The sequence below is a fragment of the Arthrobacter sp. AFG20 genome (genome assembly GCF_002892795.1).
GTDB lineage: Bacteria > Actinomycetota > Actinomycetes > Actinomycetales > Micrococcaceae > Arthrobacter.
In genome coordinates this window covers 112,522-137,668 of the sequence record NZ_PJMC01000005.1, presented here as the reverse complement: position 1 = coordinate 137,668, position 25,147 = coordinate 112,522, and the positions used below count along the sequence as shown (strand labels likewise).

22 protein-coding genes are annotated in these 25,147 nt (G+C 62.6%); 5 read left to right on the top strand and 17 right to left on the bottom strand.

The features are described 5' to 3' along the window. Window positions 1-87: 87 nt before the first annotated feature. A complete protein-coding gene (galE, locus tag CXZ05_RS07625; protein WP_102972011.1) occupies window positions 88-1,137 on the bottom strand; it encodes a UDP-glucose 4-epimerase GalE in 1,050 nt (349 codons plus the stop codon). 463 nt (window positions 1,138-1,600) lie between these two features. Here galE and CXZ05_RS07620 point away from each other — a divergent pair, with 463 nt between their 5' ends. Continuing rightward, the gene (locus tag CXZ05_RS07620) at window positions 1,601-3,352 is read left to right on the top strand and encodes a GH25 family lysozyme (protein ID WP_258006492.1); all 1,752 of its coding nucleotides are present in this window, start codon (window positions 1,601-1,603) and stop codon (window positions 3,350-3,352) included. Between the two features lie 83 nt (window positions 3,353-3,435). Here CXZ05_RS07620 and CXZ05_RS07615 read toward each other — a convergent pair whose 3' ends face one another. The 9 genes from CXZ05_RS07615 to CXZ05_RS07575 are packed head-to-tail and all read right to left on the bottom strand — an operon-like array spanning window position 3,436 to window position 13,212. Beyond that, a complete protein-coding gene (locus CXZ05_RS07615; RefSeq protein ID WP_180987317.1) occupies window positions 3,436-4,659 on the bottom strand; it encodes an acyltransferase in 1,224 nt (407 codons plus the stop codon). Further along, window positions 4,656-6,041, bottom strand: a complete 1,386-nt coding sequence (locus tag CXZ05_RS07610) for a lipopolysaccharide biosynthesis protein (protein ID WP_102972008.1) — start codon at window positions 6,039-6,041, stop codon at window positions 4,656-4,658. Before CXZ05_RS07610 ends, CXZ05_RS07615 begins: the two co-directional genes overlap by 4 nt. A 43-nt stretch (window positions 6,042-6,084) precedes the next feature. Next, entirely contained in the window at window positions 6,085-7,239 is a 1,155-nt protein-coding gene (locus tag CXZ05_RS07605; protein WP_258006491.1) for an aminotransferase class I/II-fold pyridoxal phosphate-dependent enzyme, read from the bottom strand. A 21-nt stretch (window positions 7,240-7,260) separates the two neighbouring features. Beyond that, window positions 7,261-8,277 carry an SDR family NAD(P)-dependent oxidoreductase gene (locus CXZ05_RS07600; RefSeq protein ID WP_258006490.1) on the bottom strand — a complete coding sequence of 339 codons (1,017 nt, stop codon included), beginning with the start codon at window positions 8,275-8,277 and terminating at the stop codon, window positions 7,261-7,263. Beyond that, the gene (locus CXZ05_RS07595) at window positions 8,274-9,332 is read right to left on the bottom strand and encodes a sugar phosphate nucleotidyltransferase (protein WP_102972006.1); all 1,059 of its coding nucleotides are present in this window, start codon (window positions 9,330-9,332) and stop codon (window positions 8,274-8,276) included. The genes CXZ05_RS07600 and CXZ05_RS07595 overlap by 4 nt, the downstream gene beginning before the upstream one ends. A 5-nt stretch (window positions 9,333-9,337) precedes the next feature. After that, entirely contained in the window at window positions 9,338-10,492 is a 1,155-nt protein-coding gene (neuC, locus tag CXZ05_RS07590) for a UDP-N-acetylglucosamine 2-epimerase (RefSeq protein WP_102972005.1), read from the bottom strand. 1 nt (window position 10,493) lies between these two features. Continuing rightward, window positions 10,494-11,546, bottom strand: coding sequence for an N-acetylneuraminate synthase family protein (locus CXZ05_RS07585; protein ID WP_258006489.1), 1,053 nt, complete (start codon window positions 11,544-11,546; stop codon window positions 10,494-10,496). Then, the gene (locus CXZ05_RS07580; protein WP_258006488.1) at window positions 11,543-12,244 is read right to left on the bottom strand and encodes a transferase; all 702 of its coding nucleotides are present in this window, start codon (window positions 12,242-12,244) and stop codon (window positions 11,543-11,545) included. Before CXZ05_RS07580 ends, CXZ05_RS07585 begins: the two co-directional genes overlap by 4 nt. Window positions 12,245-12,246: 2 nt before the next feature. Continuing rightward, window positions 12,247-13,212, bottom strand: coding sequence for a hypothetical protein (locus CXZ05_RS07575; protein ID WP_258006487.1), 966 nt, complete (start codon window positions 13,210-13,212; stop codon window positions 12,247-12,249). A gap of 223 nt (window positions 13,213-13,435) precedes the next feature. Between CXZ05_RS07575 and CXZ05_RS07570 the strand changes: the two genes are divergently transcribed. The 3 genes from CXZ05_RS07570 to CXZ05_RS07560 all read left to right on the top strand — a co-directional run bounded on the left by CXZ05_RS07570 (window position 13,436) and on the right by CXZ05_RS07560 (window position 16,074). Then, window positions 13,436-14,419 (top strand): Gfo/Idh/MocA family oxidoreductase, encoded by a 984-nt coding sequence (locus CXZ05_RS07570; RefSeq protein WP_146033075.1) that lies wholly within the window; start codon window positions 13,436-13,438, stop codon window positions 14,417-14,419. A gap of 72 nt (window positions 14,420-14,491) precedes the next feature. Beyond that, complete coding sequence (locus CXZ05_RS07565; RefSeq protein ID WP_102972195.1) at window positions 14,492-15,283, top strand: cytidylyltransferase domain-containing protein; 792 nt, start codon at window positions 14,492-14,494, stop codon at window positions 15,281-15,283. Then, window positions 15,280-16,074, top strand: coding sequence for an SDR family oxidoreductase (locus CXZ05_RS07560; protein WP_102972002.1), 795 nt, complete (start codon window positions 15,280-15,282; stop codon window positions 16,072-16,074). Before CXZ05_RS07565 ends, CXZ05_RS07560 begins: the two co-directional genes overlap by 4 nt. 55 nt (window positions 16,075-16,129) lie before the next feature. Here the strand turns inward: CXZ05_RS07560 and CXZ05_RS07555 are convergent, their stop codons facing one another. Genes CXZ05_RS07555 through CXZ05_RS07545 form a run of 3 tightly spaced genes read right to left on the bottom strand, consistent with a single transcriptional unit; the run spans window position 16,130 to window position 17,978 of the window. Next, window positions 16,130-16,954: a glycosyltransferase gene (locus CXZ05_RS07555; RefSeq protein WP_102972001.1), complete on the bottom strand. Its 825-nt coding sequence runs from the start codon at window positions 16,952-16,954 to the stop codon at window positions 16,130-16,132. 1 nt (window position 16,955) lies between these two features. After that, window positions 16,956-17,309: a DUF2304 domain-containing protein gene (locus tag CXZ05_RS07550; RefSeq protein ID WP_102972000.1), complete on the bottom strand. Its 354-nt coding sequence runs from the start codon at window positions 17,307-17,309 to the stop codon at window positions 16,956-16,958. 3 nt (window positions 17,310-17,312) lie between these two features. After that, a complete protein-coding gene (locus CXZ05_RS07545) occupies window positions 17,313-17,978 on the bottom strand; it encodes a glycosyltransferase family 2 protein (protein ID WP_258006486.1) in 666 nt (221 codons plus the stop codon). A 112-nt stretch (window positions 17,979-18,090) separates the two neighbouring features. Here CXZ05_RS07545 and CXZ05_RS07540 point away from each other — a divergent pair, with 112 nt between their 5' ends. Further along, a complete protein-coding gene (locus tag CXZ05_RS07540) occupies window positions 18,091-20,163 on the top strand; it encodes a DUF6541 family protein (protein ID WP_102971998.1) in 2,073 nt (690 codons plus the stop codon). A gap of 79 nt (window positions 20,164-20,242) precedes the next feature. On the opposite strand, the gene CXZ05_RS07535 is transcribed toward CXZ05_RS07540, so the two are convergent. From CXZ05_RS07535 to glf, 4 genes are read right to left on the bottom strand one after another with little or no spacing between them, the layout of a single operon-like run. Further along, complete coding sequence (locus CXZ05_RS07535) at window positions 20,243-20,968, bottom strand: ABC transporter ATP-binding protein (protein WP_102971997.1); 726 nt, start codon at window positions 20,966-20,968, stop codon at window positions 20,243-20,245. 2 nt (window positions 20,969-20,970) lie between these two features. Beyond that, window positions 20,971-21,849 carry an ABC transporter permease gene (locus CXZ05_RS07530; protein WP_102971996.1) on the bottom strand — a complete coding sequence of 293 codons (879 nt, stop codon included), beginning with the start codon at window positions 21,847-21,849 and terminating at the stop codon, window positions 20,971-20,973. Next, window positions 21,839-23,851 carry a glycosyltransferase gene (locus tag CXZ05_RS07525; protein ID WP_102971995.1) on the bottom strand — a complete coding sequence of 671 codons (2,013 nt, stop codon included), beginning with the start codon at window positions 23,849-23,851 and terminating at the stop codon, window positions 21,839-21,841. The genes CXZ05_RS07530 and CXZ05_RS07525 overlap by 11 nt, the downstream gene beginning before the upstream one ends. After that, window positions 23,848-25,035: a UDP-galactopyranose mutase gene (glf, locus tag CXZ05_RS07520; RefSeq protein ID WP_102971994.1), complete on the bottom strand. Its 1,188-nt coding sequence runs from the start codon at window positions 25,033-25,035 to the stop codon at window positions 23,848-23,850. The genes CXZ05_RS07525 and glf overlap by 4 nt, the downstream gene beginning before the upstream one ends. Window positions 25,036-25,147 lie beyond the last annotated feature (112 nt).

Sequence of the window (25,147 nt, the reverse complement as noted above, 5' to 3'; positions counted from 1 at the left end):
CATCTGGGTTAAAGCTAAAGGATGCTATCCCGTGAGCCAAGTCACAAAAACAGGCATGTGGATAACTGACCAGCGATGGCGTAGAGCTTAGGACGTAGCGGCTGTTGCCGGTTCAGTCACTTCTGCGCCGGCGTAGCCGTACGGATTGGCACTCTGCCAGCGCCAGTGGTCGGCGCACATCTGCGCCAGGTCACGGTGCGCCGACCAGCCCAGATCTGCCAATGCGGCGGAAGCATCTGCGTAGCTGACGGCCGCGTCCCCCGGCCGGCGGGGTGCGAATTCATAAGGGACTGGATGTCCCGCAGCAGCACCGAACGCGTCGATGACCTCCAAAACGGACGAACCCCGGCCGGTCCCAAGGTTCCAGCGGAACGAGCCGGTCTTGGTCTGCAGGTAGTTCAGCGCTGCCAAGTGGCCGGCTGCGAGGTCCATGACATGGATGTAGTCCCGTACCCCCGTCCCGTCCGGCGTGGGGTAATCGTTGCCGAACACCATGACTTTCTCACGTCGCCCCACCGCAACCTGCGCAACGAAGGGCAAAAGGTTGTTGGGGATGCCATGGGGGTCTTCGCCGATGCGCCCCGATTCGTGCGCACCCACGGGGTTGAAGTAGCGCAGAAGTGCGATGCTCCACCGCGGGTCGGCGTCGCTCAGGTCAGACAGGATGTCCTCGATCTGCTCTTTAGTCCTGCCGTAGGGATTCGTCGCGTCCAGCGGAGACTTCTCAATCAGGGGAACGTGCTCCGAGGCGCCGTAAACGGTGGCCGACGAACTGAAGACCAGCCGCCGGACACCCGCCTTGTCCATGCTCTCGAGCAGGTTGAGGGTACCCACAACGTTGTTCTTGTAGTACCAGAGCGGCTTCGCCACGGATTCGCCAACGGCTTTCAGACCGGCGAAGTGAATGACGGCGTCGAATCCGCCCTCCGCGAAGACCTGGTCAACAGCCTCAGCGTCAAGGAGGTCCGCCTCGCGGAACTCCACCTTCTTGCCGGAGAGCTCCTCAACACGGTGAACTGCCTCGATGTTCGAGTTCATGAGGTTGTCCAGCACGACAACCTCGTGTCCGTCCTCGAGCAGGCACAGAGCCGTGTGTGATCCGATGTAGCCGGCGCCGCCGGTGACCAAAACCTTCATGGCCTCCAGTCTAGAGCTGCCGGGATTGACGCTGAAATCCCCGAACGGGCTGCCGTAGCAAAAGTCGATCCACCACGTCTCAGAAATCACACTGGAACCAAGCCCATCATTCGCAACAGTAGCAACATGAGTGGTAGGGTGGGCCGCGCCAAGGACTACTCCTTGGGGCTGGGCCGAGCGGGGGGGCGACCTAACCGCGTCTGCCCGGCGGTGCCTACCGGCCTGTTAGGGCCACTGGCCTGGACTGCAGAGCGGATATATGACAATGACCATAACTGCACGGCGTAGGACTGTTGGCCCGTTCAGCGCTGGCCTTTTCGCCCTCGTGGTTCTTGCGGGTTTTGGGGTGCCAGTTCCGGCTTCAGCCGTGGAATCACCGCCGCCTGCCACCGCAGGCGAAACAAGCGCCCCCGTGGAGCCTGCCCCGGGCACCGAACTCGATTCCGAAGCAGCGAAGGCCGCGATGCGGGCAGCGGTAGGCGCAGACGGCGCGCAGATGGGCCAAGGCAATCCGCTTGCCGTGCAGTCGCGGCGGGATGCTGCAACAGAAGCTACATGGGTCCCGTCCTTTGGCGTCAAGGGCCAGGATGTCAGCAGCCACCAAGGCGCCGTGAACTGGCAACAGCAATGGAACATGGGCTCGCGCTTTGCATATGTGAAAGCCACCGAAGGCAATTACTTCATCAGCGGCAGCTTCTCTTCACAATATCTGGGAGCCCGCAACGCAGGCATGATTCGCGGCGCCTATCACTTCGCCATCCCCAACGCCTCCTCTGGTGCTGACCAGGCCCGCTTCTTCGTGGCAAACGGCGGTGGCTGGTCGGGTGACGGCTACACCATGCCCCCAGTGCTGGACTTCGAATTCAACCCTTACGCAGGCCAGACCATCAACGGCTTTTACCACGGAAACACCTGCTATGACAGGACGCCTCAGCAGCTGGCCACGTGGGTCCGGGACTTTGGCAACACCATGCGGTCGTTGACCGGACGGCTGCCCGTCATTTACACGAACACAAATTGGTGGAAGCAGTGCACCAATGATGCCGTCGGTTTCGGCGACTATCCCTTGTGGGTGGCCAACTACCCAACCGCCGCGACCGACAACGCCGGGCCTATCCCATCCAGCTGGAGCCAGTACAGTATCTGGCAGTTTAGCCCAAGCGGGCCCTTTGCAGGCGACTCGAATGTCTGGAACGGCAACTACGCACAGCTGCAGACCTTTGCCAGGAACGGTGTGGACTCTGCAGGCGCAATCGAGCGGAAGTGGCTGTCATTGGGCGGAGCCTCAGGAAGCCTTGGAGCGGCAGTCTCCAAGTCCGACATCTGCAACCTGGTAGGCGGCGGATGCTACCGGTCCTATGCGGGCGGCAACATCTACTGGACCAGCGCAACTGGTGCACATCCTGTCACGGGCAGCTATTGGAAGGCTTGGGGTGCGGCGCGCTGGCAGAGCGGCATCGGTTACCCTACGAGCGATGTCACCTGCCCCTATGGGGCGCCGGCCTCCACAACATGCCACCAGAAATTCCAGGGCGGCATTGTCTATGCCACTCCTGTCGCGGGTACTTTTGCCGTGACCAACAGCTACATGTCCGCATGGAAAGCTGCAGGCTGGCAACAAGGAATCGGATACCCGACCGCGACGGCTTCCTGCGGCCTGTACGACGGTGGCTGCTACCAGCCCTTCCAGAAGGGCAACATCTACTTCTCGGCATCCACCGGGGCCCATGCAGTGACCGGTTCGTACTGGGATGCATGGAAGGAATCAGGCTGGCAGCAGGGTCTTGGCTATCCGACCGGCCCGACTGCTTGCGGGCTTTATGGTGGTGGTTGCTACCAGCCCTTCCAAAAGGCCAACGTCTACTTCTCCCCCGCTACCGGCGCCCATGCCGTTTTTGGGGCCTACTTCAGATCGTGGCAGTGGGCTGGCTGGCAGGCGGGCGTCGGCTACCCGACTGGACCTGCGAAATGTGGACTTTACGGCGGTGGCTGCTATCAGCCGTTCGAACGGGCCACGAGCTACTACACCGCCGCAACCGGCGCAAACATGGTCGGTGAACCCTACTGGTCAGCCTGGGGCAAGGCGGGCTGGCAGGGTGGCGGTCTCGGGTATCCCCTCGGGGTAGCCGTACAGTACAACGGCTACCGCGAGGTGCCGTTCCAGGGTGGATCCATCACCTACAGCTTCAGCGGAGTCACTGTCAAACGCAGGTGAGCGACAAGGGAACGTGGGGAAACCAACGCATAGGGGAACCACCCGGCCACGTTCTTTTGCCGCCAACGGGATCCAGGAAGGACCTAGCGCGCCGCCGCTTCCTCTTTTTTGGGCGGCAGCAGGTGCCTTTTAAGCCATTTACCGACCTTGTGGAAGTGGCGCTCGACCAGGAGGTAGTAGGCATAGGCGAGAAGGTTACAGATGACCAGCGACAGCAGAATGAGCTGCCAAGCTGATAGGACTGAGTGCAGGTAGAACCAGATGTACGTAATCACAGAGAAGTGCACGAGGTATAGGGAGTAACTGAAACTGGACAGGAAGATGCTGCCGGAATCGAACCACTTGCTGGCAGATGCCCGAAGCCTGCCGCGGGCAGAGCTGTCGGCGGCACCTGCGGCCCTTCCTTCCAGCGCAAGGAACAGGTGGCAGAACGCGACAGCCGACGCCGCGACCGTCACGGCGGCGTGGAGGTTTTGCCCGGTGTAGTGAAGGCCCGCCGCGAACACGGCAGAAGCCAGGCCAAAGAGCCACAGGTGCGCCGATACGCGCATTCTCCGCAGGGTTGGAGCCGCGATGGCGTAGAGCATGCCGATGATCCAGGCCAGCGATTCGTAGGATCCGTGGGCCATGTAACCGACGGGGACGGCGATGGCGAACAACAGCAGGGCCACCCGCAGTATCCCCATCCGCTTGCCGCTCAGCACAGTAAGCGCCAGGATCCCAAACGCCACATAGATCCACCATTCGGCCGTCACGGACCAGAGCGGTGCGCCCGTCCCCACGGGACCGACGTCGATCCAAGTGGTCGAGGTCCTGACGGCGACCTCCTGGAGCACCGGATGGTTGAACAGCATCGTGAAACTGCCGGCAATCGCCTGGGGACTGAGATCGATAGTGATGAAGGGCAGGCGCCTGGAACCCTGGAACACGAGGAAATCAAAAGCAACGATCAGTGCAACGGCCGGCAGGAGGGGGTAGACAACCCGCGCGACCCGGTCCAGAAGGTAGGTACCGAACGTAAACCCTGCATGGCTCCGTTTCTTGAGCACGGCACTGGTGATCAAATACCCCGAGAGGACGAAGAAAATCACCACGGCGAAGGACTGGATGTAGAAGACGCGCTGTCCGGGGACCATGAAGATGCCCGGCAGGAAGATGTTGAGTGCATGGCCCAGCACGACGGCCTGTGCAGAAATGCCACGGGCGAAGTCGAAGAAGACAATGGTCCGCGGTGCGGGCTTTGCCTCCTTGTGTTCCGTGGCCGTCTTTGGCTGCGCAGGAGTTTCCAGGCTGCTGGTGCCAGTCATTGTGAAGCCTCTCCCGTCCGCTTTGCCCTGCGCCGGTGCCATAGTGCAAGTCCACACACCGATGCCACGGCCAACACGCCTGCCGTGATGATGCCGGACACGATGTCCCGGGGCACCATCAAGAGCACCATGACATACACGACCGCGGCAAGACAGCACAGCGCATAGGTGCGCATCGGCCACCCGCCGGGGGCCCGTCGTCGTGCCACCAGAAAGTAGACGCCGCCCAGCAGGAAAAACGACCCAGCAGAAGTTGCAGCCATGAGCACCAGGTTCCCGTTAGACGCCGGCCAGAGGGCCGCCAGGGCTGAAATGACCAGCACCGACGGCGTCACTACCGCCAAAATCCACGTCACCTTGTCGGCGAACAGCAGCGAGGAGGCATTCAGGTACAGCAGGTACCCTAGGGCGATTAGAGGCATGATCTGCGCCACCGGAATCAGGTCTTCCCGTCCAACGGCCATGACATGGGTCACCACGTTGGCCCCGCCGCTCGCCACCACGACGATCGCCAGGCCGGCGAAACTTGCGGTCTTCATCACTGAACGCATGCGTTCCGGCCGCTCATCCGGCTTCGCCGACATGATCGCCGGCACCCAGGCGTTGTTCAGTGCGCCCAGCAACGTCACCGTTCCCAGCACAAAGATCTGCACCTTGCCGTAGTCGCCGGAGACGCCCTCCGCTGCCACAGCCGCCAAGAGAAAGGCCGCCCCCTGGGTGAGGAGCATCATTGATCCCGTATGCGGAAGCACGGGGAAGCCAATAAGCAGCGCCTCCTTCGCGGCGCCCGGCACCGTGAAAGGCTGTAACGGCGGGGCGACGAACAGCGCCGCAAGGGCCGTCAGGCAGACAGCGGCGCCGAAGCCCATCATGAAGACACTGGCCGAAGCACCCACCAGGAGCATCGCAACGAGGCCCACGCCGTAGGCGGCCACGGATGAACCAAGACTCAGCAGGACAAAAGCCACCGGACGCCCCTGCGCCCGCAGCAGGGCTTGGGCGGCCAACACGGTGGCCAGCAGGCCCATGGTCAGGAGCGCAATGGTAAAGCTGAATGTTCCTTCGCTGCCGCGCGCCAGCCACCAGTACACGGCTGCCGCGAGGATGCCAACAACCGCGCCGAACAGGCTGAGGAAGCCGCTGATCGAGCGTGCCTTGGCGGCGCCGTTGTGGTCGAACCACGTCTTGGTGATCGCCAGCGGAAGCCCTGCGGCTCCGAGCACCACACCGACCTGGATGACCGAGACGGCCAGGAAGAGTTCCTGCCACTCGGCATCGTTGTTGAGCACACGCAGGGCGAAAGGCTGCACCAGGAAGATGCCCAGGCCCTGCATGAGCGCGCCGGCCAGATACAGGATGGAGTTCCTGCCAGTTCTTTCCATGGCGCTGCTGTCCCCGGACTCGGCAACATCTGCCCGCCCGGCGCTACTCACCGCTGAGTCGTAGCCATTCGTGGACACGCTCGATGACCCGATCCTGGTCGTCATCCGTAAGGTCAGTCGAGCAAGGGAGCGAAAGGCCGCGGGCGAACAGGTCTTCACCGGTGGCGCCGTCGAGGGTCAGTTCATCCTTCAGGGGCGGCTGCATGTGCAGCGGCCGCCACAGGGAACGCGATTCGATGTTGACCTCCGCCAGGAAGTCCTGCAGTTCGTCCCGTGCCCCGGCACCACGCGATGCAGGGACGAGCACCGAGTACAGCCAGTACGTGGACTCCTGCCCGGGAAGGTTGGGAGGTGTCTGGATGCCGCTACCGGCAAAGGCGTCAGCGTAGCGTGCCGCGATTTTGCGCTTGGTGGCAACAAACCCGTCCAGGCGCTCGAGCTGTGCCACCCCGAGGGCCGCGGCGATATTGGTTAGCCGGTAGTTGAAGCCAATCTCGTCATGCAGGTAGCCGCGGTCCGGGAGCCGGGCCTGCGTCGACAGGTGCTTCGCCTTCGCCGCCAGTTCAGGATCGTCGGTGGTGAACATCCCGCCGCCACCGGTGGTCATGATCTTGTTTCCGTTGAACGAGAACGCGCCCATGTGGCCGACCGTCCCGACGTGGCGGCCTTCCAGCGGCCCCTCGGTCCACATAGCGCCGAGGGCCTCGGCAGCATCTTCGATCAGGATGATGCCGTATTCATCCGCAAGTTCCCGCGCGGCAAGGGCATCGGCGGGCTGGCCCAGGATATGCACGATCTCGATGGCCTTGGGCAGCTTCTCCCCCGCCGCCGTCCTGCGCTCAATCTCCCGGCGCAGGCTTTCAACGTCCATGCACCAGGTCTCGGCCAGCGAGTCCACCAGAAGCAGGTCGGCGAACTGGTAGGACGCCGCATTGGAGCTTGCCATGAAGGTGAAGTCCGACACGGCAACCAGGTCCCCCGGCTGAACGTCGGCGAGGCGCATCGCAATGTGCAGCGCCGCAGTTCCCGAAGCGCACGCCACGGCGTGCTTCGCGCCGACGTAGTCAGCGAACTTCTGCTCGAATTCTGAGACGAACTGCCCCACGGAAGAGACAAACCCGCTGGCGACGGCCTCGTTTACGAGTTCGGCTTCACGCTCGCCGATATTGGGTACAGCTAGTGGGATACGGCTCGCCACAATTGACCTTTCTGGCAAAACTTAACGGGAGTATCGAGCGGCCGCGGACAGGTCCACACCGCGGGCCTTGATCCACTCGGCGGATTCGCGCAGGCCCTCTTCGAGGCTGACCTGCGGGGCCCAGCCCAGTTCGGCCAGTGCCTGCGACGGATCCGACAGAAGGTGCATGACTTCGCTGGCTTCCGGGCGGACGCGCTCGTCCTGGGTGATGATTTCCGCCGTCGATCCGGTGACCTTGCGGGCCATTTCAACGAGTTCCCCGATGGAGACGTCATAGCCGGTGCCGAGCTGGATGACCTGGCCCTCCAGCGGGATGTCCGCGCTGGCTGCCTTCAGGAATCCGTCGGCAGTGTCAGTGACATAAGTGAAGTCGCGGCGGGGGGTCAGCGAGCCGAGGTGGATCTTGTCGGCGCCGGCAACCATCTGCTGCAGAACCGTGGGGATCACGGCACGTGCGGACTGCCGGGGACCGTAGGTGTTGAACGGGCGCAGCACCACGACGGGAGTCTCGAAGGAGCTCGCCCATGCCTCGCAGAGCTTGTCGGCGGCGATCTTCGTCGCGCTGTACGGGGACTGGCCGCGGAGCTCGTTTTCGATGGTGATCGGCACGGTCTTGGGGGTGCCGTAGACCTCGGACGTGGAGGTGTTCACCAGCCTCGGCACGTTGTGGCGGCGCACGCCCTCGAGGACGTTCAGCGTGCCCACGACATTTGTCTCCACGTACGAGCGGGGTGCCTCGTAGGAGTAGGGAATCGCAATGAGGGCCGCAAGGTGGAGGACAACGTCCGAACCGGCAACCAGATCGGAGACGTATTCCGCGTCGCGGATGTCGCCGAGGCGCAGATCGACGGAGTCACGCTCTTCGGGGCTCAGGTCATCAAGCCACCCGTAGGAACCGTTGGAGTTGTAGACGCAAAGGGCCCGCACGTTGGCGCCCTGTGCGATCAGCCGCTGGGTGACGTGGCTTCCAATGAAGCCGTCGGCGCCCGTAACAACCACGGTCTTGCCCGTTAGGTTCTGCTGAATCAAGGTGATCACTGGCCTTTCGCTGTTGCTAGGTCTTTGGGAGTTCCGACGTCGATCCAATCGGATTCGATCGGCCATGCGGCCACTGTCTTGGACTGCTCGATGCAGGCCTGAACGAGTTCCGGCATGGAAAAAGGTTCAAGGTACGGCACCAGCGCGAGCGCCTCAGGCGACACTGCGTAAATGCCCGTGCTGATTTCGAATTCGATGCTCGGTTTCTCCACCACAGCGGAGATTGACCGCCCCTCACCGATGTCCAGGACGCCGAAAGGCACCTGGTGGACGTACGGCCGGGCAGCAACGGTCACGCTCGCGTTCTTGGACGCGTGGAAGGCGAGAAGCTCCGCTGCCGAATAGCGCACCATGAGATCGGCGTTGGTGACAAGCACCGGCTCGGAAATGTCAGGCCGCTCGTGGTGGAGCAGCCCCAGCGCACCGGCGGTGTTGAGGGGCTTCGCCGGGTCCTCATGCAGATACTTGATCTTGCAGCCGAGCCGCGAGCCGTCGCCCAGGTGGGCCATGATTTTTTCGGCCAGATACGCCACCGAGACATAGATGTTCGTGACGCCCGATTCCACCAGCCCGAGGATGATCCACTCGATGATGGTCCGGTCGGCCACGGTCATCAGTGGCTTCGGGGTGTCCTTGGTCAGCGCGCCCAGACGCGTGCCCTTGCCTCCGGCCATGATGACGGCAATATTGCTCAGGGACGACCGGCCGACAATGTCGTTGAGGGTGTGCAACCCGATGAGCTTGCCGGAATCATCCACCACGGGAACTTCGCTGATACGCAGGCTGCGCATCAGGTCCAGCACGGAGGCGCGGGTGGCATCGGGCCCGACGACGTGCGGTGCCCGGTTGGCGTACTCGTGGACGAGTCCGTCGAGTTCGGCCCCCTTGAGCAGGCCGCGACGGATATCGCCGTCGGTAAGCACTCCCTGGAGCTTGCCCGACTCGTCGGTGACGAGGGCTATCGCGGACGCGCCGCGGTCGATAGTCTCCAGCGCCTGCCTTACGGTGGCGTCCTGCCCGATGCAGACGTTGCCGAGGGGGCCGTCAGTACTCATACGTGTCATTCTCCAGCGCCGATGTCAATGAAGGCCTTGGTTAGCGGCGTCCGTCCGCTGCCAACCACTACGCGCTCGATCCGTTTTGACGAATGCGAGTCCCCATACGGATTGACCACGTGACGGGCCAATTCCTGGAACTCCGCGCTCAAAGCCTTTTCAATACTAGCGTGGATCCCCGGACGCTCGTCGCGGCAGTGGATGACGTTGGCGCCGCTTTCGCGCCCCTTTTGCCGGTCTCCGACGTTGACGACCGGCACGGAAAAGGTTGCAGCCTCAAGAATTCCCGAGGAGGAATTCCCCACCAGGGCATCGATGGTGGCCATGACACGGGGATAAAGCGGCCCCAGGCTCTCCCGTACGATCGCGGTGCCGCCGGCGGCAATCGCCTCAAGTTCGGCCACGATTTCGTTGCGCCCGGCGTCGAAGCCCGGATACGTCAGAATCACTGTGCCTGCCGCTCCAATGGACTCGTCGAACACCTGGCGTGCCAAGGCACCGGCGTTCCCGGCCATCTCGGCTGTGGGCGGGTGGTACGTGACCATCAGCAGCGGACGGATCAGGGGCCGGCCAAACTCTGCGTGGAACTCGTCATCTGTCAGTGGATTCGGCTTCCTGAACCGGTCGAGCCCGGGGGCGCCTGTCTGGTGAATCCGTTCCGGCGATTCGCCAAGCTGGGCAACCCGGCGCGCGGCCCCGGCCGTACTCACGCAGTGCTGGTCCGCCAGCTTGGTCACAGCGTGCCGGACGCGCTCATCGAGTGCCCCTTCAGTGACTTCCCCGCCATGGAGATGCACCAGCCTCACGCCTGAAACAACAACGGACGGTACAACATAGAGCAGCTCCCACCGGTCGCCAAGAACAACGACGGCGTCTGGCTGGCTCCGCTGAATCAGGTCGGCCATGCTCCCGGACAGCTTCGGGCCCAGCGCCAGCTGGCCCTGGGCGGATGCATCATCGAGGTGGAGCCCCAGGTCATGATGCACGAACGCACCGTCCTGGAGTCCTGCCTCAGCAAGCCGGCTGGCTGCTGTCCCGGCCGGGAACCCGACGGCAGTTGCTACGTGCAACTCCACGTCAGGATTTCCGGCCAGCTGGACCAGGACCGGGGCGAGTGGGAAGAGATCCGCCCGCGTACCTACAAAACCCAGTACCAGCACGTCAGGCCAGGTCCTCGGCGGTCATTGGCGTTCCGGCCTTCACGGCGCGGCCTGCCGAGCGGCCCACAACCTGTGCCGACGGCCGGAGTCCGCCCTCCGGGCGGAGGATGGCGACGTCGTCCTCCGTGATCACGGCACCCGCTGCGATGTCCCGTACGGCGTGGAAGGAGCGCCGCACCAGTCCGGCATTGGCTTCCTCGCTGGGCATCCTGCGCTTGTTGCCGTCACCCAGCGCCCGGTAGACGTCACGGACGGAGCGCACGTAGTCCTCGAACTCGTCCCGCTCAAGCGACGCGGAGTGGTCCGGACCGTTGCGTGTCTTATCGGTGGTGATGTGCTTTTCCAGCAGCGTCGACCCCAGGGCCGTGGCCGCGATGGCCGTCAGGGAGCCCGGCGTGTGGTCGGACCAGCCGACCTCGACGCCGAATTCCTTCCGCATAGCGGGGATGGCGAGCAGGTTGGCCTCGTCCAAGGGTGCGGGGTAGGCAGAGACGCAGTGCAGCAGGACGGTCGCGGGCGCTTTGGCCGTCGCCTCGAGCGCCGCGGCGATCTCTTCCCGGGTTCCCATTCCCGTGGATACGATCATCGGAATGCCGAATTCGGCGATCGCGGCCAGATAAGGGGTGTTGGTCAGCTCTCCGGAGCCGATCTTTAGTCCCGGAACACCGATATCCGCCAGCATCCGTGCGCTGTCGTAGTCAAAGGGTGTGGAGAGGAAGGTGATCCCCCGCTCGGAACAGTGATCCCGCAGCTCAACCCAGGCGGTCTCGGGCAGCGTCAGGCGCCTCAGCATCTCAGACTGGGACTCGGCGAACCCGGCCTTTTTCTGGTACGGCGTGGTGTCTGCAGCTTCCGTGACCAGTGACTCAGGCTTAAAGGTCTGGAACTTCACCGCGTTGGCACCCGTGTCGGCCGCCATGTCGATCAGTTCATGGGCAACTGTGACGTCACCGTCATGGTTCACTCCGGCCTCGGCGATGACGAAAATTTCCTCGGCAGGGCCGATGCGATGCGGACCGAACGTCACATGCTGGGCTTTGGATTCGATGGTCACGGAGTTGCGCCTTTCTTGGATATGAGTTCCCGGGCCGGAACACCAATGTAGGTTGCTCCCCCGGCGAGATCACGCGTCACGACAGCGCCCGCACCGATCACAGATAGTCCTCCCACGGTGCAGCCGGGAAGGATGCGGGCGCCAGACCCAACAAATACTCTATTGCCCACGAACGAGGCCCCCAAAAGCACTGAACCGGGGGCGATGTGCGTCCCGGGTCCGACCCCGGCCTCGTGTTCGACAATGGCGCCTGTGTTGACGATGACCGCTAAGCCAATATCGGCCAGCGGGCCCACGTGGGCGTGCTCGCAGACCTGTGCAAGGGCCCCTAGACGGGCGGTGGGATCAACGGTGGCACTCGCCGCGACCAATGGACCGGTGAGAGGGGCCAGCTCCGGCGAAGCGATGATTGACTCCGCGATGCGGTTCCGTACGCCGTTGTCCCCTATGCCGACGGCGATCGACAGGGACATTTCCGCGGCAAACCTCAGCGCTTCGTCGTCGTCGACAAACACGGTGGGAGTTCGCCCGTCTGCGGCAGCGAAGGGACTGAGGCCCCGTTGCGACGTTGCGGAGTCCCGGGCTGCGCCGGTCAGTCCCGCGTCAGAAACGGCGGCAACGTGGTCTCCCCGGCCGTTCACGATCGACGCGAGGCTGCGTGCGTGCCCGGACGCCCCAATAATCAGCCAGGCGGCCACCCCTAGAGCCGGCCCGACTCTTTGAGCCTGACCGCCTCGACGGCTACTGCCGGCGTGAGTTTCGGCAGCGGGGACGGCAGGTGTTTAAGCGGATGGCGGAGGAAATGGATCGGGGAAAGGCCCGCTTCGCCGCTGTGGGCGCCTTCGGGGCGTTTCCGCAGCCCAAGGACCGCCTGGGCTTTTTCCAGGGGACCGCTGGCCCAGTAATCCCAGAACGCGCCGAAGGAGCGGCTGTTCCAGCCGAGCAAGCTCTTCAGCTCGTCCGGCGACTTCATGTCCTGCACACCGAGCTCCATGTCGGCTATGCGCTTGAGCTCCGCGTTGTCCGGCGACGGGCCATAGAATTCCGGCCACAGCTCACGCATCCGAAGTCCGGGGTCCGTTTCCGCGTTCTGTCCGAGCTGGAAGTCCGGCCCGTAGACCTCCACGTCCGCGCCTGCAGCTGCGGCGTAAAGGAGGGCCGTGGACATGCGGTTCGAGACCACCTTCTGCGCAGAAGCCATCATCCAGAGGATCCGTCCCAGAAACTGCGGGTCCCGGCGGTCTCCTGCGCTGATGACGTGGTGCCCCGCGTCCGTCCAGGCACTGTAGATCTCAGGGTGCTCGAGGTCTTCGATATGGAGGCACACCGTGGCAGGCCCGTCACGACGGAGGACCTCCCGCGCGAACCCGTCGTGGTCGCCGCTGACTTTCACCAGTGCTGTTCCGTGGAGAGGCAGCACGAGGGGCCCGAGCGTACGCTCCGGCAGCCCGTCCTTGTCCTGCACGGCTTTCTGGAGGTAGAGGAAAGGGGCCCCGACGGCGGTGATCATGCTGGATCCGTCCGGGAAAAGGTTCTCTGGCCCTTCGGGCGAGTATCCCCGCGACGCCGATGTCCAGACCAGCCGTTTCCGGTTGGCACCGCGGTCGTTGAAGTCTGCAAACTGGGCCAGGACGGGCGATTTGACCGTCCATCCGTGCTGTACCAAGCCCGAAATGTGATGGATCCTGTTCATCCCGCAATGGTGCGCGAATGCCGCAGAGTGACCATAGTAGTGATTCTGGATATCCATTTAGAGTAGCGGCGCCTTGAGCAATAGAGTTGAGCAGATGACGCTCACATCATACTTGGATGTCTCTCCGGCCTTGGCTCCGGTGCCTTCTGCACGATTGGCCGGGAAGCCGGAGGGAGGGCGCAGGACATCGGCTCTCGTGAGGGGCACTGGCTCCATTGGCGCCCGGCATTTGCGGGTGCTCGCGGGGATGGGTGTCGACGATATCTTCGCACTCCCCGTCCGTCCGACCGCAAGCCTTGCCGGGCGGAGCGATATTCCTGCCTCCGTAGAATTGGTCACCTCGTACCCCGAAACCGAACTGGACGTGGTGATCATCGCCACCGACACATCGCGGCACGTCGAAGATGCATTGGAGGCCCTGGACCATAGCCCCAAAGTACTCCTGCTGGAGAAGCCGGTCAGCCAGGACGCGGCCAGTGCCCGTACCCTCTCCGCGCACCCGAGATCAGACACCATTTCGGTGAGCGCGCCGCTGCGGTTCCATCAGGGACTGGCGGTCATGGCCGACCTGCTGCCGCGCATGGGACAGGTCACCAGCGCCCAGGTGCGTTCCCAGTCCTGGCTGCCGTCCTGGCGCCCCAACCGCGACTACCGCGACAGCTATTCTGCCCGCGCTGCGGAGGGCGGGGTCCTGCGCGACCTCGTCCACGACATCGACTACCCGGTCTTACTCCTCGGCGCGCCTTCATTCCTGCAAGCCACGTTGGGGCACGGGCTGCTCGGCATCGAGGCCGAAGAATCGGCCGACCTGCTCTGGGGCGACCACGGAGCGGTCCATATCCGCCTTGACTACGTCAGCCCTGTCAAGACCCGGAGCATCCGCGTCAGCACCACCGATGGCGCGCTGGGCTGGGACGTCGTACAGAACGAAATCGCCGTCGAAATCGCGACGGCGGCCGGCATCCAACGCACTTCCATCCGCTTTCCGGACGATGCATCGGTCGATGTGGTTCTCGCCCGCCAGACCCTCGCTGTTATGGAGCAGGCGGGCGTGTCCACCGGCAACCTGATGGCCCGATTTGTCCCGGCAGCTCTTCCCGACGGAATTCGCGCCGTGGCCATCTGCGACGCGGCCAGGGCCGCCCACTCCTCCGGCGGGAAAGAACCGATAGTGTGGTAACCAGCTTCAGCTGCAGACAACTTCAGCGTCCGATCCGGCACGTTGGGCACGAATCCCGAGGGCAACGACACCATGACTGATACTTCCATCCGCCCCCGCGTTCTGGCGGTCATCCCGGCACGGGGCGGATCCAAAGGCCTGCCGGGCAAGAACATCCGCCCCCTGATGGGCAAGCCTCTCCTGGCCCACTCCGTTGCGCTGGCAGCCCTCCTGGGAGACTCCGTCAGGTGCATCGTGTCAACGGATGACGAGTCCATCGCCGAAACGGCCCGTGCGGCCGGCGCCGAGGTCCCCTTTCTACGCCCCGCCGAGCTGGCGTCGGACACGGCACCCATGAGCGTCGTGCTCCGCCACGCCCTGGCCACCATGGAGGAAATCGACTCGGTGACCTACGACATGGTGCTGCTGCTGGACCCGACAAGCCCGACCCGCACTCCCGAGCGGGTGCGCGAGGCCATCGACGCACTCGTGGCCACGCCGGAGCTGGACGGCGTGGTCGCCGTCTCCGAACCCTTCTTCAACCCGACCTGGGTGGGCGTGCGCCCCGAAGCCGACGGCCCGGGCCTGGTGAGGTACTTCGAGGAAGGAACGGGCGTCGTCCGCCGCCAGGACGTACCGCGGTACCTGCGCATCAATGGAAGCTTTTACGTCTGGCGGGCAGATTTCATCCGCCGGCTGGAAACCAGCTGGTTCGACGAGGGCCGCCACGGGTATGTGGAAATACCGGAAACGCACGCTTTCAGCATCGACGACGAACACGAGTTCCGCCTGGTCGAAGCGGTCGTCGGAGCGGGACTGGCCCCGCTGCCGGGCTACCGGTCCGCGGATGCATCTGCAGGGTCCACCGCCGAGCAGGCCAAGTGACCGGGCTGGACGGGCTCTTCAGCCTGGAAGGGCGTCGGGCCTTGGTCACGGGAGGGGCCGGGCCGCTGGGACGGGTCCTGGCCGGGACTCTCGCAGCCCAGGGTGCCGACGTCGTCGTCTCAGACGTCGCCGTGGACGTTTGCGAAGAGGTGGCAGACCAACTGGCGCGCCAGTACGGCGTACGGGCCACGGCGGTGGCTGTCAACCTCCTCGAAGACGGCGGAACGACCCAACTGGCCAGGGCCATCGACGGGCCACTGGACATCCTGGTAAACAATGCGGCCTTCACCGGCACCTCGGGCATCCCCGGCTACGCCGTCCCCTTCGCGGAACAGACCGACGAGGCCTTTGAGCTGGCGTCAAAGCTGAACCTCCGCGTCCCGTTTTCCCTCGCCCGCGAACTCGCACCGAAGCTCTCAGCGGATGGACGCGGCTCCATCATTAACGTGTCGTCAATTTACGGGATCGTAGGACCGAACATGGGCCTTTACGAAGGCACCGTCATGGGCAACCCCGCCGCGTACGGCGCCACGAAGGGCGGCATCGTCCAGCTCACGAGGTACCTTTCCACGGTGATGGCCCCTGCAGTGCGCGTCAATGCCTTCGCGCCCGGAGGAATTGCGCGGGGCCAGGCAGTCGAGTTCACCGAACGGTACGAGAGGCTGACCCCGCTGCAGCGGATGGCCACAGAGGACGACTTCCGCGGCGTTGTCGCCTGGCTCTCCTCGGACGCTTCCCGGTACGTCACCGGCCAAACGATTGCGGTCGACGGCGGCTGGAGCGCCTGGTAGGCACCCCCGTTGCGGCGCTGGCGGGAGGCCGGCGGACTGGCGTGAGTGCGGCGGACTAGCGGGAGGCTGCAGTACGGATGCGCCGTATCAGGGACGGCGGCAAGTAGTACATCATGTACAGGGCCGCGCGGAATGCCGTGTTGCGGATCAGTTGGCCGCCCGCTGACTTCCCCAGTAAGTGGGCGAGGTTTTTGCGCCCGGCATAAACAGTCTTGACGTAGGACGCCCGGGGATGCACGCCCCGGCTGGTCTGGTCGGGGTGGATGCGGTATTCAACGACGTGGGCGTCGAGTACCGCCATGCGTCCGCGCAGCGCCAGGCGCAGCCAGAGATCGTAATCCTCCATCTGCCTTAGCGGGTTATACCCGCCTACCGCCCGGTAGTCGGCGGCACGGAACATGATCGCTGACTGGACGAGAACGTTCTGCTCCAGCAACTTTCCACGAACGTCAGCGCCTGATGCGTGTCCGAAGGCTCCGATTCTCGCGCCTTCCTCGTCGATCCACGGCGCCTGGCCGGTGACGGCAACTGTGTCCGGATGGTCGCGCAGGTACGCCACCTGCCGGGCGAAACGACCGGGCAGCGCGACGTCGTCGGAGTCCAGCCGGGCAATGAATTCCCCCCGGGCGTGCTTGCACGCCTCGCGCAAGGCGTGCCCCACCCCCTGGGAATTCGTACCGTGGACCAGCCGCACACGCGGATCAGAGACCCATTCAGTGCCCGGGGTCAGTTCCACACCGTCAAGGTAGAGGATCAGCTCGAAGCTGGCACCCTCCTGGTCCAAAACAGAGGCAACAGCCCGGTCCAGCCACCGGTGGATGCTGTTGGTCGGAATGATCAGCGAGACATCAAGTGTAGGTTCTGACGGTCGTGCGGGCATGCTACTTGCCGTCCGTTTCCCAGACTCTCGGAGTCTCGTCAATGGCGATTCGCCGGGACAACTTCGTCAGCGAAATTTCAGTCTGGCGAAACCGCTGGTACGTGGTGGCCATGAAAATCAGGAGCCAAACAACGACGCCGTACAGGACAAGGTCCGTTCCTCGGCCGATTCCGAACCATCCTGCGACCGTGGTCAGCATCTGAGGAAAGAAGATCGACAGAGCTGCGACGAAAGTGAACACCATCAGCATGAGACGGCGGATTGCCAGATGCCTGGCATTTGAACCGCCCCTCATCAGGATCATGGCAACCAGAACGACGGCGAGTACCAGAATAATCTGGATGACAATAAGCATGAATTACCTCAAAAACAGTTCCGCGAGAATGTTGACCGAGTTCAAAAGGGACTGCCCCTTGGCCTTTGAATAATCCGTGTAGATGATCTCCACGGGGTGTTCCACGTAGCGGGGCTTCATCGTCGCCAGCCGGTTCACGAGTTCCGAGGCATGGGCCATGCGGTTCTGCGTCAGATTGATGTTGCGGGCAACATGCGGGTTGAAAGCACGCAGCCCATTGTGGGCGTCCGTCAGGTCCAGGCCAGTGGACAGCTTGGACTGGAGCGCGGCAGTTTTCAGTACGATCCGCTTCATCGGGCTGAGCTTGGTGCGGTCGTCAAGGAAGCGCGAGCCGAGGACGATGTCTGCCTCGTTGCTCAGAACGCGGTTCGCCATCTCGAAGGCGTCAGAGACTTTGTGCTGGCCATCGGCGTCGAACGTCACAATGCACCCAAGCGCGGGATCCTGCAGCGCATACTCGATGCCAGTCTGAAGGGCGGCTCCCTGGCCAAGATTAATCGGGTGCTGCACCACCACTGCTCCCGCTTCGCGGGCGATTTTTGCCGACTCGTCCGAGCTGCCGTCATCCACGCACACGACGTAGGGGAAAGTAGGCAGGAGACCTCGGATTACATCGCCGACAACGGTGCCTTCGTTGTACATAGGAATGACAATCCACGTTCGATTCACTGGACTAGTCTCCCATACCGAGTGCGGGGCCCGGGGACGGCAGTGAGCGCTCGCCCTGCTTACAGTAGTGTTGGCCACTGGCCATATTTCCCTGAACTGTCGAGGAGCCCCCATGCCCTGGGTGACATTCGTGCCCGTTTTACTGCTGGCTGCAGTGATCTTCCTGGGGCCCGGGCTCGTGGTCATGCGCGGAGCAGGAGTCAGGGGCCTTCCTCTCTTCGCGGTATCGGGTCCCACGACGGTCACCATCGCCGGCGTCGTTGCTGTGGCAGCTCCGTACGCCAACAGTGACTACGGGATTATCCCTGTGGCCGGCTGCGCCCTGATTCTCGCTGCCACGGCTCTCGTGCTGCGCTACGTTTTGGCCATGCGTGGGATCGTATTTGGGGCGCAGCCCCGGCGGTCGTTCGACAGGAGCGCGGAGAACCATGACGGAACGAATCCGGCCCTGACATCAGCACAGGAGTGGGTCAGGCGCGGTGCGATTATTGCCGCCTTCGCCCTGCCGGCAGTAATCATCACGGTGCGGTTTGCGCGCATTATCGGCACGCCCGGCAACATATCCCAAACGTACGACAACATTTTCCATTTGAATGCCATCGGTCATATCTTGATCACCGGATCCGGTTCGTCCCTTACATTGGGGAACCTGACCGCCGCTTCTGCGGCGTTCTACCCCGCGGCGTGGCATGATCTGATCGCATTGGTCGCCTCAACAGCGTCAGTTTCAGTCCCGGAAGCCATCAGCGCCGGCAACATCGTCATTGCCGCGGTCATGTGGCCGCTCGGAATGATGTACCTGATCAGCCGGATCTCAACAGGCCAGGTCTTGCCCATGTTGCTGACGGGGGCACTCGCTGCCGGCTTCAGCTCTTTTCCTTACCTCATGATCGACTTTGGGGTCCTGTACCCCAACCTGTTGGCGATCGCCATCATGCCGGTCGCATTGGCGCTGACGATCGACCTCCTTGGCCTCAACCCAACGAAGCGGAGGATCGTGCCGGTACTCTGCCAGGGCATCCTTATCCTGCCCGGTCTGGCCCTGGCGCATCCCAGCTTTGTCGTGGCCCTGTTTGGACTGGCCCTCCCACTGCTGCTGACTAAGCTCGTCCGCCTCGCCGCCAGCTACAGGCGCCGGGAGGCCGCGGGACGGCAGCTGGCCGGCTTTACAGTCCTGACGGCCGTGTTCATTCCGTTGGTCTTCCTCGTGTGGGACATGGCTGGTCAAAGCCTCACGGCGTCACGGTGGCAGCCCTATCAGACTGTTTCCCAAGCCATCGGCGAGGTTCTTGGCGCCGGACCTCAGGGAAGGCATGTTTCCCTGGTGATGTTCGTGATGCTCGTCGCGGGACTTGTCGCCTCCATCGCACGGCGAAAGCTCGTATGGGTGCTGGGCATGGCCTTCATCGCTGCCGGACTCTTCGTCGTGGCGTCCGCGCTTCCTGCGAGCGAGACCCGGCACTTCCTGACCGGCGTTTGGTACAACGACTCATTCCGGCTCGCCGCGATGCTTCCCGTCGTCCTGCTTCCCCTGGCCGTGCTGGGTGGCGAAGACATTCTGCGCGGAACTGCCTCTGCGGCAACAAGGAACCGGGCGGGCGAGACCGCCAGCAGGATCCTGCGCCTTCCCCGCGCGACTGCCTTGGACAAGATTGCGCCCGCCGCCGTTCTGATCGTCGGAGTCTTCGCCATCGCCGTGGGTGCGCAGTTCGGTGCCGTTGGGAAAGAGCAGGTCCTTGCGTCAGCCAACTACAGGACCGGACCGCATGCCCCGCTCGTTTCTACTGACGAGCGGGTGCTTCTGGACCGCCTGCCCAGCCATGTTCCGGCCGAAGCCACCGTTTATGGCGATCCCTGGACCGGTGCGTCCCTTACTGAGGGACTGTCGCTGCGCCGCTCTGTGTCCCCGCACATCGTCGGTCGCCGCACGCCAGAAGAACTTGTCATCTTGAGCCGGATCGACGAGGCGGGAGTCAATCCGGTGGTTTGCCCCGCCGTGAAGAAATTGAACGTCCAGTATGCCCTCATCTTCGATGACCATGAGGTCCACGGCGGAGCCCACCCCAATACCGCCATGGACAAGGCTGACAGCGCTCCCGGGCTTAAACTCGTTGATCGGGAAGGACCGGCCAAGCTCTACCAAGTGACCGGTTGCGGCCCGCTGGGCCACAGTAGATCGTCTTGACTTCAGGCGCAGCTGGCATCCCAACGGTTCAGGTTGTTAGGATGCCAGTGCTCACGTGAAGGGTATGGGGTTGCCCGCTCTAGGCGCGCAGGGTGGCTACCGCTTGCTCGATCGGGCCGTCAAATGTGATGTTTCCGCGCTCGAGGAGGATTCCGCGGTCGCAGATGCGGGACACAAGGTCCAAATCATGGCTCACCACTACAAGGGTCTTACCCTCCGCCGCCAGCTCTTGGATCTTCTCAATGCACTTCTTCTGAAACGGCTCGTCACCGACTGCGAGAATTTCATCCACCAGGAACACTTCAGGGTCGGTGTGGACTGCTACAGAAAAGGCCAGCCGCAGATACATGCCTGACGAGTAGAATTTCACCTCGGTGTCGATGAATTTACCTATTTCGGCAAATTCCACGATGGAGTCGAAGCGCTCGTTGATCTGCTCCTCCGTCATGCCGAGGATCGCCCCATTAAGGTAGACATTGTCCCGGCCAGACAGATCATGATGGAATCCGGCGCCTACCTCGATCAGCCCCGCTACCCGTCCACGTGTCCGCACAGTCCCGCTATCGGGCACCATCACACCCGAAATGTGCTTGAGCAACGTCGATTTGCCGGATCCGTTGAATCCCAGAAGGGCAACGGCTTCGCCTTGATCGATTTCCAGCGAGACGTCGTGAAGTGCGTGGAATTTCTCTGACAGATCACCCTTGCGGCCCTTGACCAGCCAGACTATGGCTTCCTTGATCGACCGGGTATGGCGGAGAACGAACTGCTTGTTGATGTTCTTAACTTCAATAGCGGTGGGCAACTTTAAAGCTCCTGTGCAAAACGGCCTTCAAGCCGACGGAAGGTCGCCTGCCCGACGAGCAGAACGCCAGCAGAGACTAACAATGCCACTGGCATCCAAAACTGGAGCAGGTTAGGCGGGAGAGGGGTGCTGCCGTCCGTCGTCGGGAGCCAAAACGCGAAGTGAAATGATTCGACACCCACCGTTATCGGGTTGAATTGATAAACGGTAAACCAGAATTGTCCCAGCTTGTCCGCCACCATAGTCCACGCGTACATCACTGGGGACGCCCATGTCGCCACCATCAAGAGCATGTCGACAAAGTTCTCCGAATCGCGGAAGTAAACGTTCACGGCACCGAACAACAGTCCCAGTCCCGTCGCCAGGAGCCCCACAATGGCAAACCCCCCGACTGCAGCTGCTAACTGGAATACGGAGGGGTGCCAACCCGCGAACACACACGCCGCAACGAGGATCACGAGCTGCGGAAAGAAATGCACAGCCGAAACCCATACGGAAGCCACCGGAAACAGCTCCCGCGGCAGGTATATCTTCTTGATCAATCCGCCGTTGTGCACAATGGATCGGGAAGCGTTACCCAAAGCCTCGGTGAAGAAATTGATAAGTACTATTCCAGAAAACAGGTAGATCGCGTAGTTAGGCAGTCCGTTGGGGTTGCGTGGGCTGTTTTCCAGCCCGAGGAAAACGCCCAGCGCAATGTAGAAAACGATGAATTGCACACCCGGCTTCACATACGACCAAAGCAGGCCCAAAACAGAACCCCGGTACCTGACCTTCAGTTCCTTGCGGACCAGCAGTTTAAGTAAGAACCGCGTGCGGAAGACCTCCGCGAGCCCGCCGCCGACGCCGGGGCGGGCCAACTCCTCCGTGCTAACGCTCATCTACACGTTCACTATGTGTGTCAAAGGTCTTCTTCCACGTTTGTATGGATGTGATCTCAGGCAGCGCAGCCTTGTACTCAGCACTGAGCCTCTTCCAATCCTTCAGCAACACTGAGTGCAGGCGTACACTCTCTGCAAGCATTGAACGGAGCTCCTTCGGGTCGCGTTTGTACCATGCTGACCCGGTGCCTTCCGCGTTCGTGACGACGGCGGAATCATACTGGGACATGCGCCACCAGCGGTTGTCCTGGTGAGCCACATTCGCTTGAGGCCGGACTTGGCTTGACGGCGCAACGGGCTGCACCAGCTGGCGCAGCACGGTCTTGGCCGCGATCGGGATCAACCCAAGTTTGTTTGGTTCGCGGACACCGTGCCCGTGCTTCGGCGGCTTGTCCAGCTTCGCGGCTGGGAAGGCGTCCGGATCAGTGGCGATCACCGAGTCCGGGTAGTTCTTCATCATGTCCCGGATTTCAGGCAGCTTTTTGGCCAACTGCTCATGCAGCTGCCCCGGTCCGCGCAGGAGATCGCGCAGCGCCATGTTGCGCCCCCGTGCCGTGGCGTACTGCATGGACACAAGGTGCTTGATATCGGCGTAGTGCGACTCGCGGACGATTCGGCCGCCAAACTCGTAGGGACTGTGGACCAGCGCGGCAATGAACCTGTTGCGGGCGTGGAAGTATGCCTGCCAGCCCACAAGGTCGTCCTTGTCGATCCAGGAAACATGCCAGACCGCCGCGCCGGGCATCGAAACGGTCGGATAGCCATGTTCCTTGGCCCGGAGGGAGTATTCGGCGTCATCCCACTTGATGAATACCGGAAGCGCAAGCCCGATTTCACGGATAATCCGCGTAGGGATCAGCGACATCCACCAGCCGTTGAAATCCACATCGGCACGGCGGTGGAGCCAGCTGGTCTGACGCAGGTTCGTCGACTGGAAGTCGTGGCCAAGCAGCATGTCCTCACGGGACTGTTCCCAGAGGAAGCGCCATGGGTTCACGACCTCACCGAAGGTGTGCAGCACCGTGCGGTTGTACAGGTCGAACATGTGGCCGCCGACGATAGTCGGGGTCTTGCACAGGTCTGCGAAAGTGAGCATCCTTGAGATGCTCTCGGGCTCGACTACAACGTCGTCGTCCATCAGCAGCACGTAGTCGCTGCCGTTCTCGACTGCCTCGTACATGCCACGTGCGAATCCGCCGGAACCGCCCAGATTGTCCTGGTTGATGATCCTCAGCTTGCCGTCCAGCGCCGCAGCCACTTCGGCAAAACCGTCGGCATCGGAGACTTTCTGAGTCCCCTGGTCGACAACCACGAGCTCCTTGATGTGCTCCAGGGCATCCGGGTTCTCGGCCAGCAGTTTGAGGTTATTGATGCAGAATTCGGTCTTGTTAAGGGTTGTGATCTGCAGCGTGGCGCTACCCTGCCGGCTGTTGTCGCCCTCTGTCAGCCACTCGGCATTCCGGAGTACGAGAGGCTCGGACCCTGCCACAAGGTCGAACCAGTACCAACCGCCGTCGCCAAACGGGGCCAGGGTGAGGTCAAAAGTGCTCACCGAGCCGCCGTCGACATTCCGGGAATCAACGCGCTGGAGCGCACCGCGGGCGTTCGACTTGTAGACGATCACGGAGCCGGAACCGACAGTGGACACCGACAGCCGGACACTCTTGACGGTGGTCCAGCGACGCCAGTAGCTTGCAGCAAACGCGTTGAAGTAGCTGCCGAACGAGACACGCTCACCGGGACGGACCGACGTCGAATGACGCGTCAGGAAGTCTTCCACGTGCGCTTCCTTGCTCGGAGCGCTGACGGTCTGGGCCTGGGTCCTGCTGTTGGCCTCAAGGTTCGACGTCGGCAACTGCACGCCCGTCGCCGTCCCGGTGTCGAGGTACAGGGGCACGGTGTCCATCTGGCTTTGGCTCGGCAAAATGACCCGCTGCAGGACCCGCCATGCCTGGCCTACTTGGCTGACGCCCTGGGCCTCACTTTTGGTTGCTGTGCTCATGCGTCCATTCCTCCGCTTTCAAGGTTGGCTCCGCTTTCGAAATGGGGCCGGATCTGGTTGTCGAACATTGTTAGCGCCGATCCGATGGCCATGTGCATGTCAAGGTATTTGTACGTACCGAGCCGGCCGCCGAAGAGGACGTTCTTTTCGTCTGCGGCGAGATCGCGGTATCTAAGCAGGCGCTCGCGGTCTGCGCTCGTATTGATCGGGTAGTAGGGTTCATCGCCCTTTTCCGCGAAACGTGAGAACTCGCGCATGATGACAGTCTTCTCGGCCTGGTAGTCGCGTTCCGGGTGGAAGTGGCGGGGCTCGATGATGCGGGTGTAGGGCACATCGGCGTCGTTGTAGTTGACCACGGAAGTGCCCTGGAAATCACCTACGTCGAGCACTTCTTCCTCAAAGTCGATGGTGCGCCAGGACAGATCGCCCTCAGCGAAGTCGAAGTAGCGGTCCACCGGTCCGGTGTAGACCACCGGGATGCTGCCGACCACTTTGCCCTTGCTGTACTCGTGCGACTCGTCGAAGAAGTCCGTGTTGAGCCGGACCTCGATGTTCGGGTGCTCGGCCATCTTTTCGATCCAGGCCGTGTAGCCGTTGGTCGGCAGCCCCTCGTACTTGTCGTTGAAGTACCGGTTGTCGTAGTTGTACCGGACGGGAAGGCGGGAAATGATGCCCGCGGGCAGGTCCTTGGGATCCGTCTGCCACTGCTTGCCGGTGTAGTGCTTGATGAAGGCTTCGTAAAGCGGACGCCCAATGAGCTGAATGCCCTTGTCGTTCAGGTTCTGGGGATCGGTGCCGGCAAGTTCCCCGGCCTGTTCCTGGATGAGTTCCTTCGCCTCTCCCGGCGTCATGTTGGCGCGGAAGAACTGGTTGATCGTGGCCAGGTTGATTGGCAGTGAGTAAACCTCGCCCTTGTGCACGCCGTAGACCTTGTGCACGTAGTTTGTGAAGGCGGTGAAGCGGTTGACGTACTCCCAGACGCGCTCGTTCGACGTGTGGAACAGGTGCGCACCGTAGCGGTGAACCTCGATCCCGGTCTGCTCTTCCTTCTCGCTGTAGGCATTGCCTCCGATGTGGTGGCGGCGGTCGAGGACGACTACCTTCAAGCCCAGCTCACTGGCGGCCTGTTCTGCGATCGTCAGGCCAAAGAAGCCTGATCCTACGATGACGAGGTCAGCAGTCACTAAATCTCCTGTTTCGAATTCGGGCAGCCCAACGTTGTGCATTGTCTGCTGACCTAGCCTACCCGAGTCTCCCCCGACGGCAGTGATCGCGGTCTTGGCGAGGGTTTATCCA

Bases quoted from the DNA above. Each gene is read 5' to 3' on its own strand.
- CXZ05_RS07525 (WP_102971995.1), bottom strand. From the start codon at position 23,851: ATGAGCACAGCAACCAAAAGTGAGGCCCAGGGCGTCAGCCAAGTAGGC.
- CXZ05_RS07610 (WP_102972008.1), bottom strand. From the start codon at position 6,041: ATGGAAAGAACTGGCAGGAACTCCATCCTGTATCTGGCCGGCGCGCTC.
- CXZ05_RS07565 (WP_102972195.1), top strand. From the start codon at position 14,492: ATGACTGATACTTCCATCCGCCCCCGCGTTCTGGCGGTCATCCCGGCA.
- CXZ05_RS07555 (WP_102972001.1), bottom strand. From the start codon at position 16,954: ATGCCCGCACGACCGTCAGAACCTACACTTGATGTCTCGCTGATCATT.
- CXZ05_RS07530 (WP_102971996.1), bottom strand. From the start codon at position 21,849: ATGAGCGTTAGCACGGAGGAGTTGGCCCGCCCCGGCGTCGGCGGCGGG.
- CXZ05_RS07540 (WP_102971998.1), top strand. From the start codon at position 18,091: ATGCCCTGGGTGACATTCGTGCCCGTTTTACTGCTGGCTGCAGTGATC.
- CXZ05_RS07550 (WP_102972000.1), bottom strand. From the start codon at position 17,309: ATGCTTATTGTCATCCAGATTATTCTGGTACTCGCCGTCGTTCTGGTT.
- galE (WP_102972011.1), bottom strand. From the start codon at position 1,137: ATGAAGGTTTTGGTCACCGGCGGCGCCGGCTACATCGGATCACACACG.
- CXZ05_RS07595 (WP_102972006.1), bottom strand. From the start codon at position 9,332: ATGAGTACTGACGGCCCCCTCGGCAACGTCTGCATCGGGCAGGACGCC.
- CXZ05_RS07620 (WP_258006492.1), top strand. From the start codon at position 1,601: ATGCGGGCAGCGGTAGGCGCAGACGGCGCGCAGATGGGCCAAGGCAAT.
- CXZ05_RS07615 (WP_180987317.1), bottom strand. From the start codon at position 4,659: ATGACTGGCACCAGCAGCCTGGAAACTCCTGCGCAGCCAAAGACGGCC.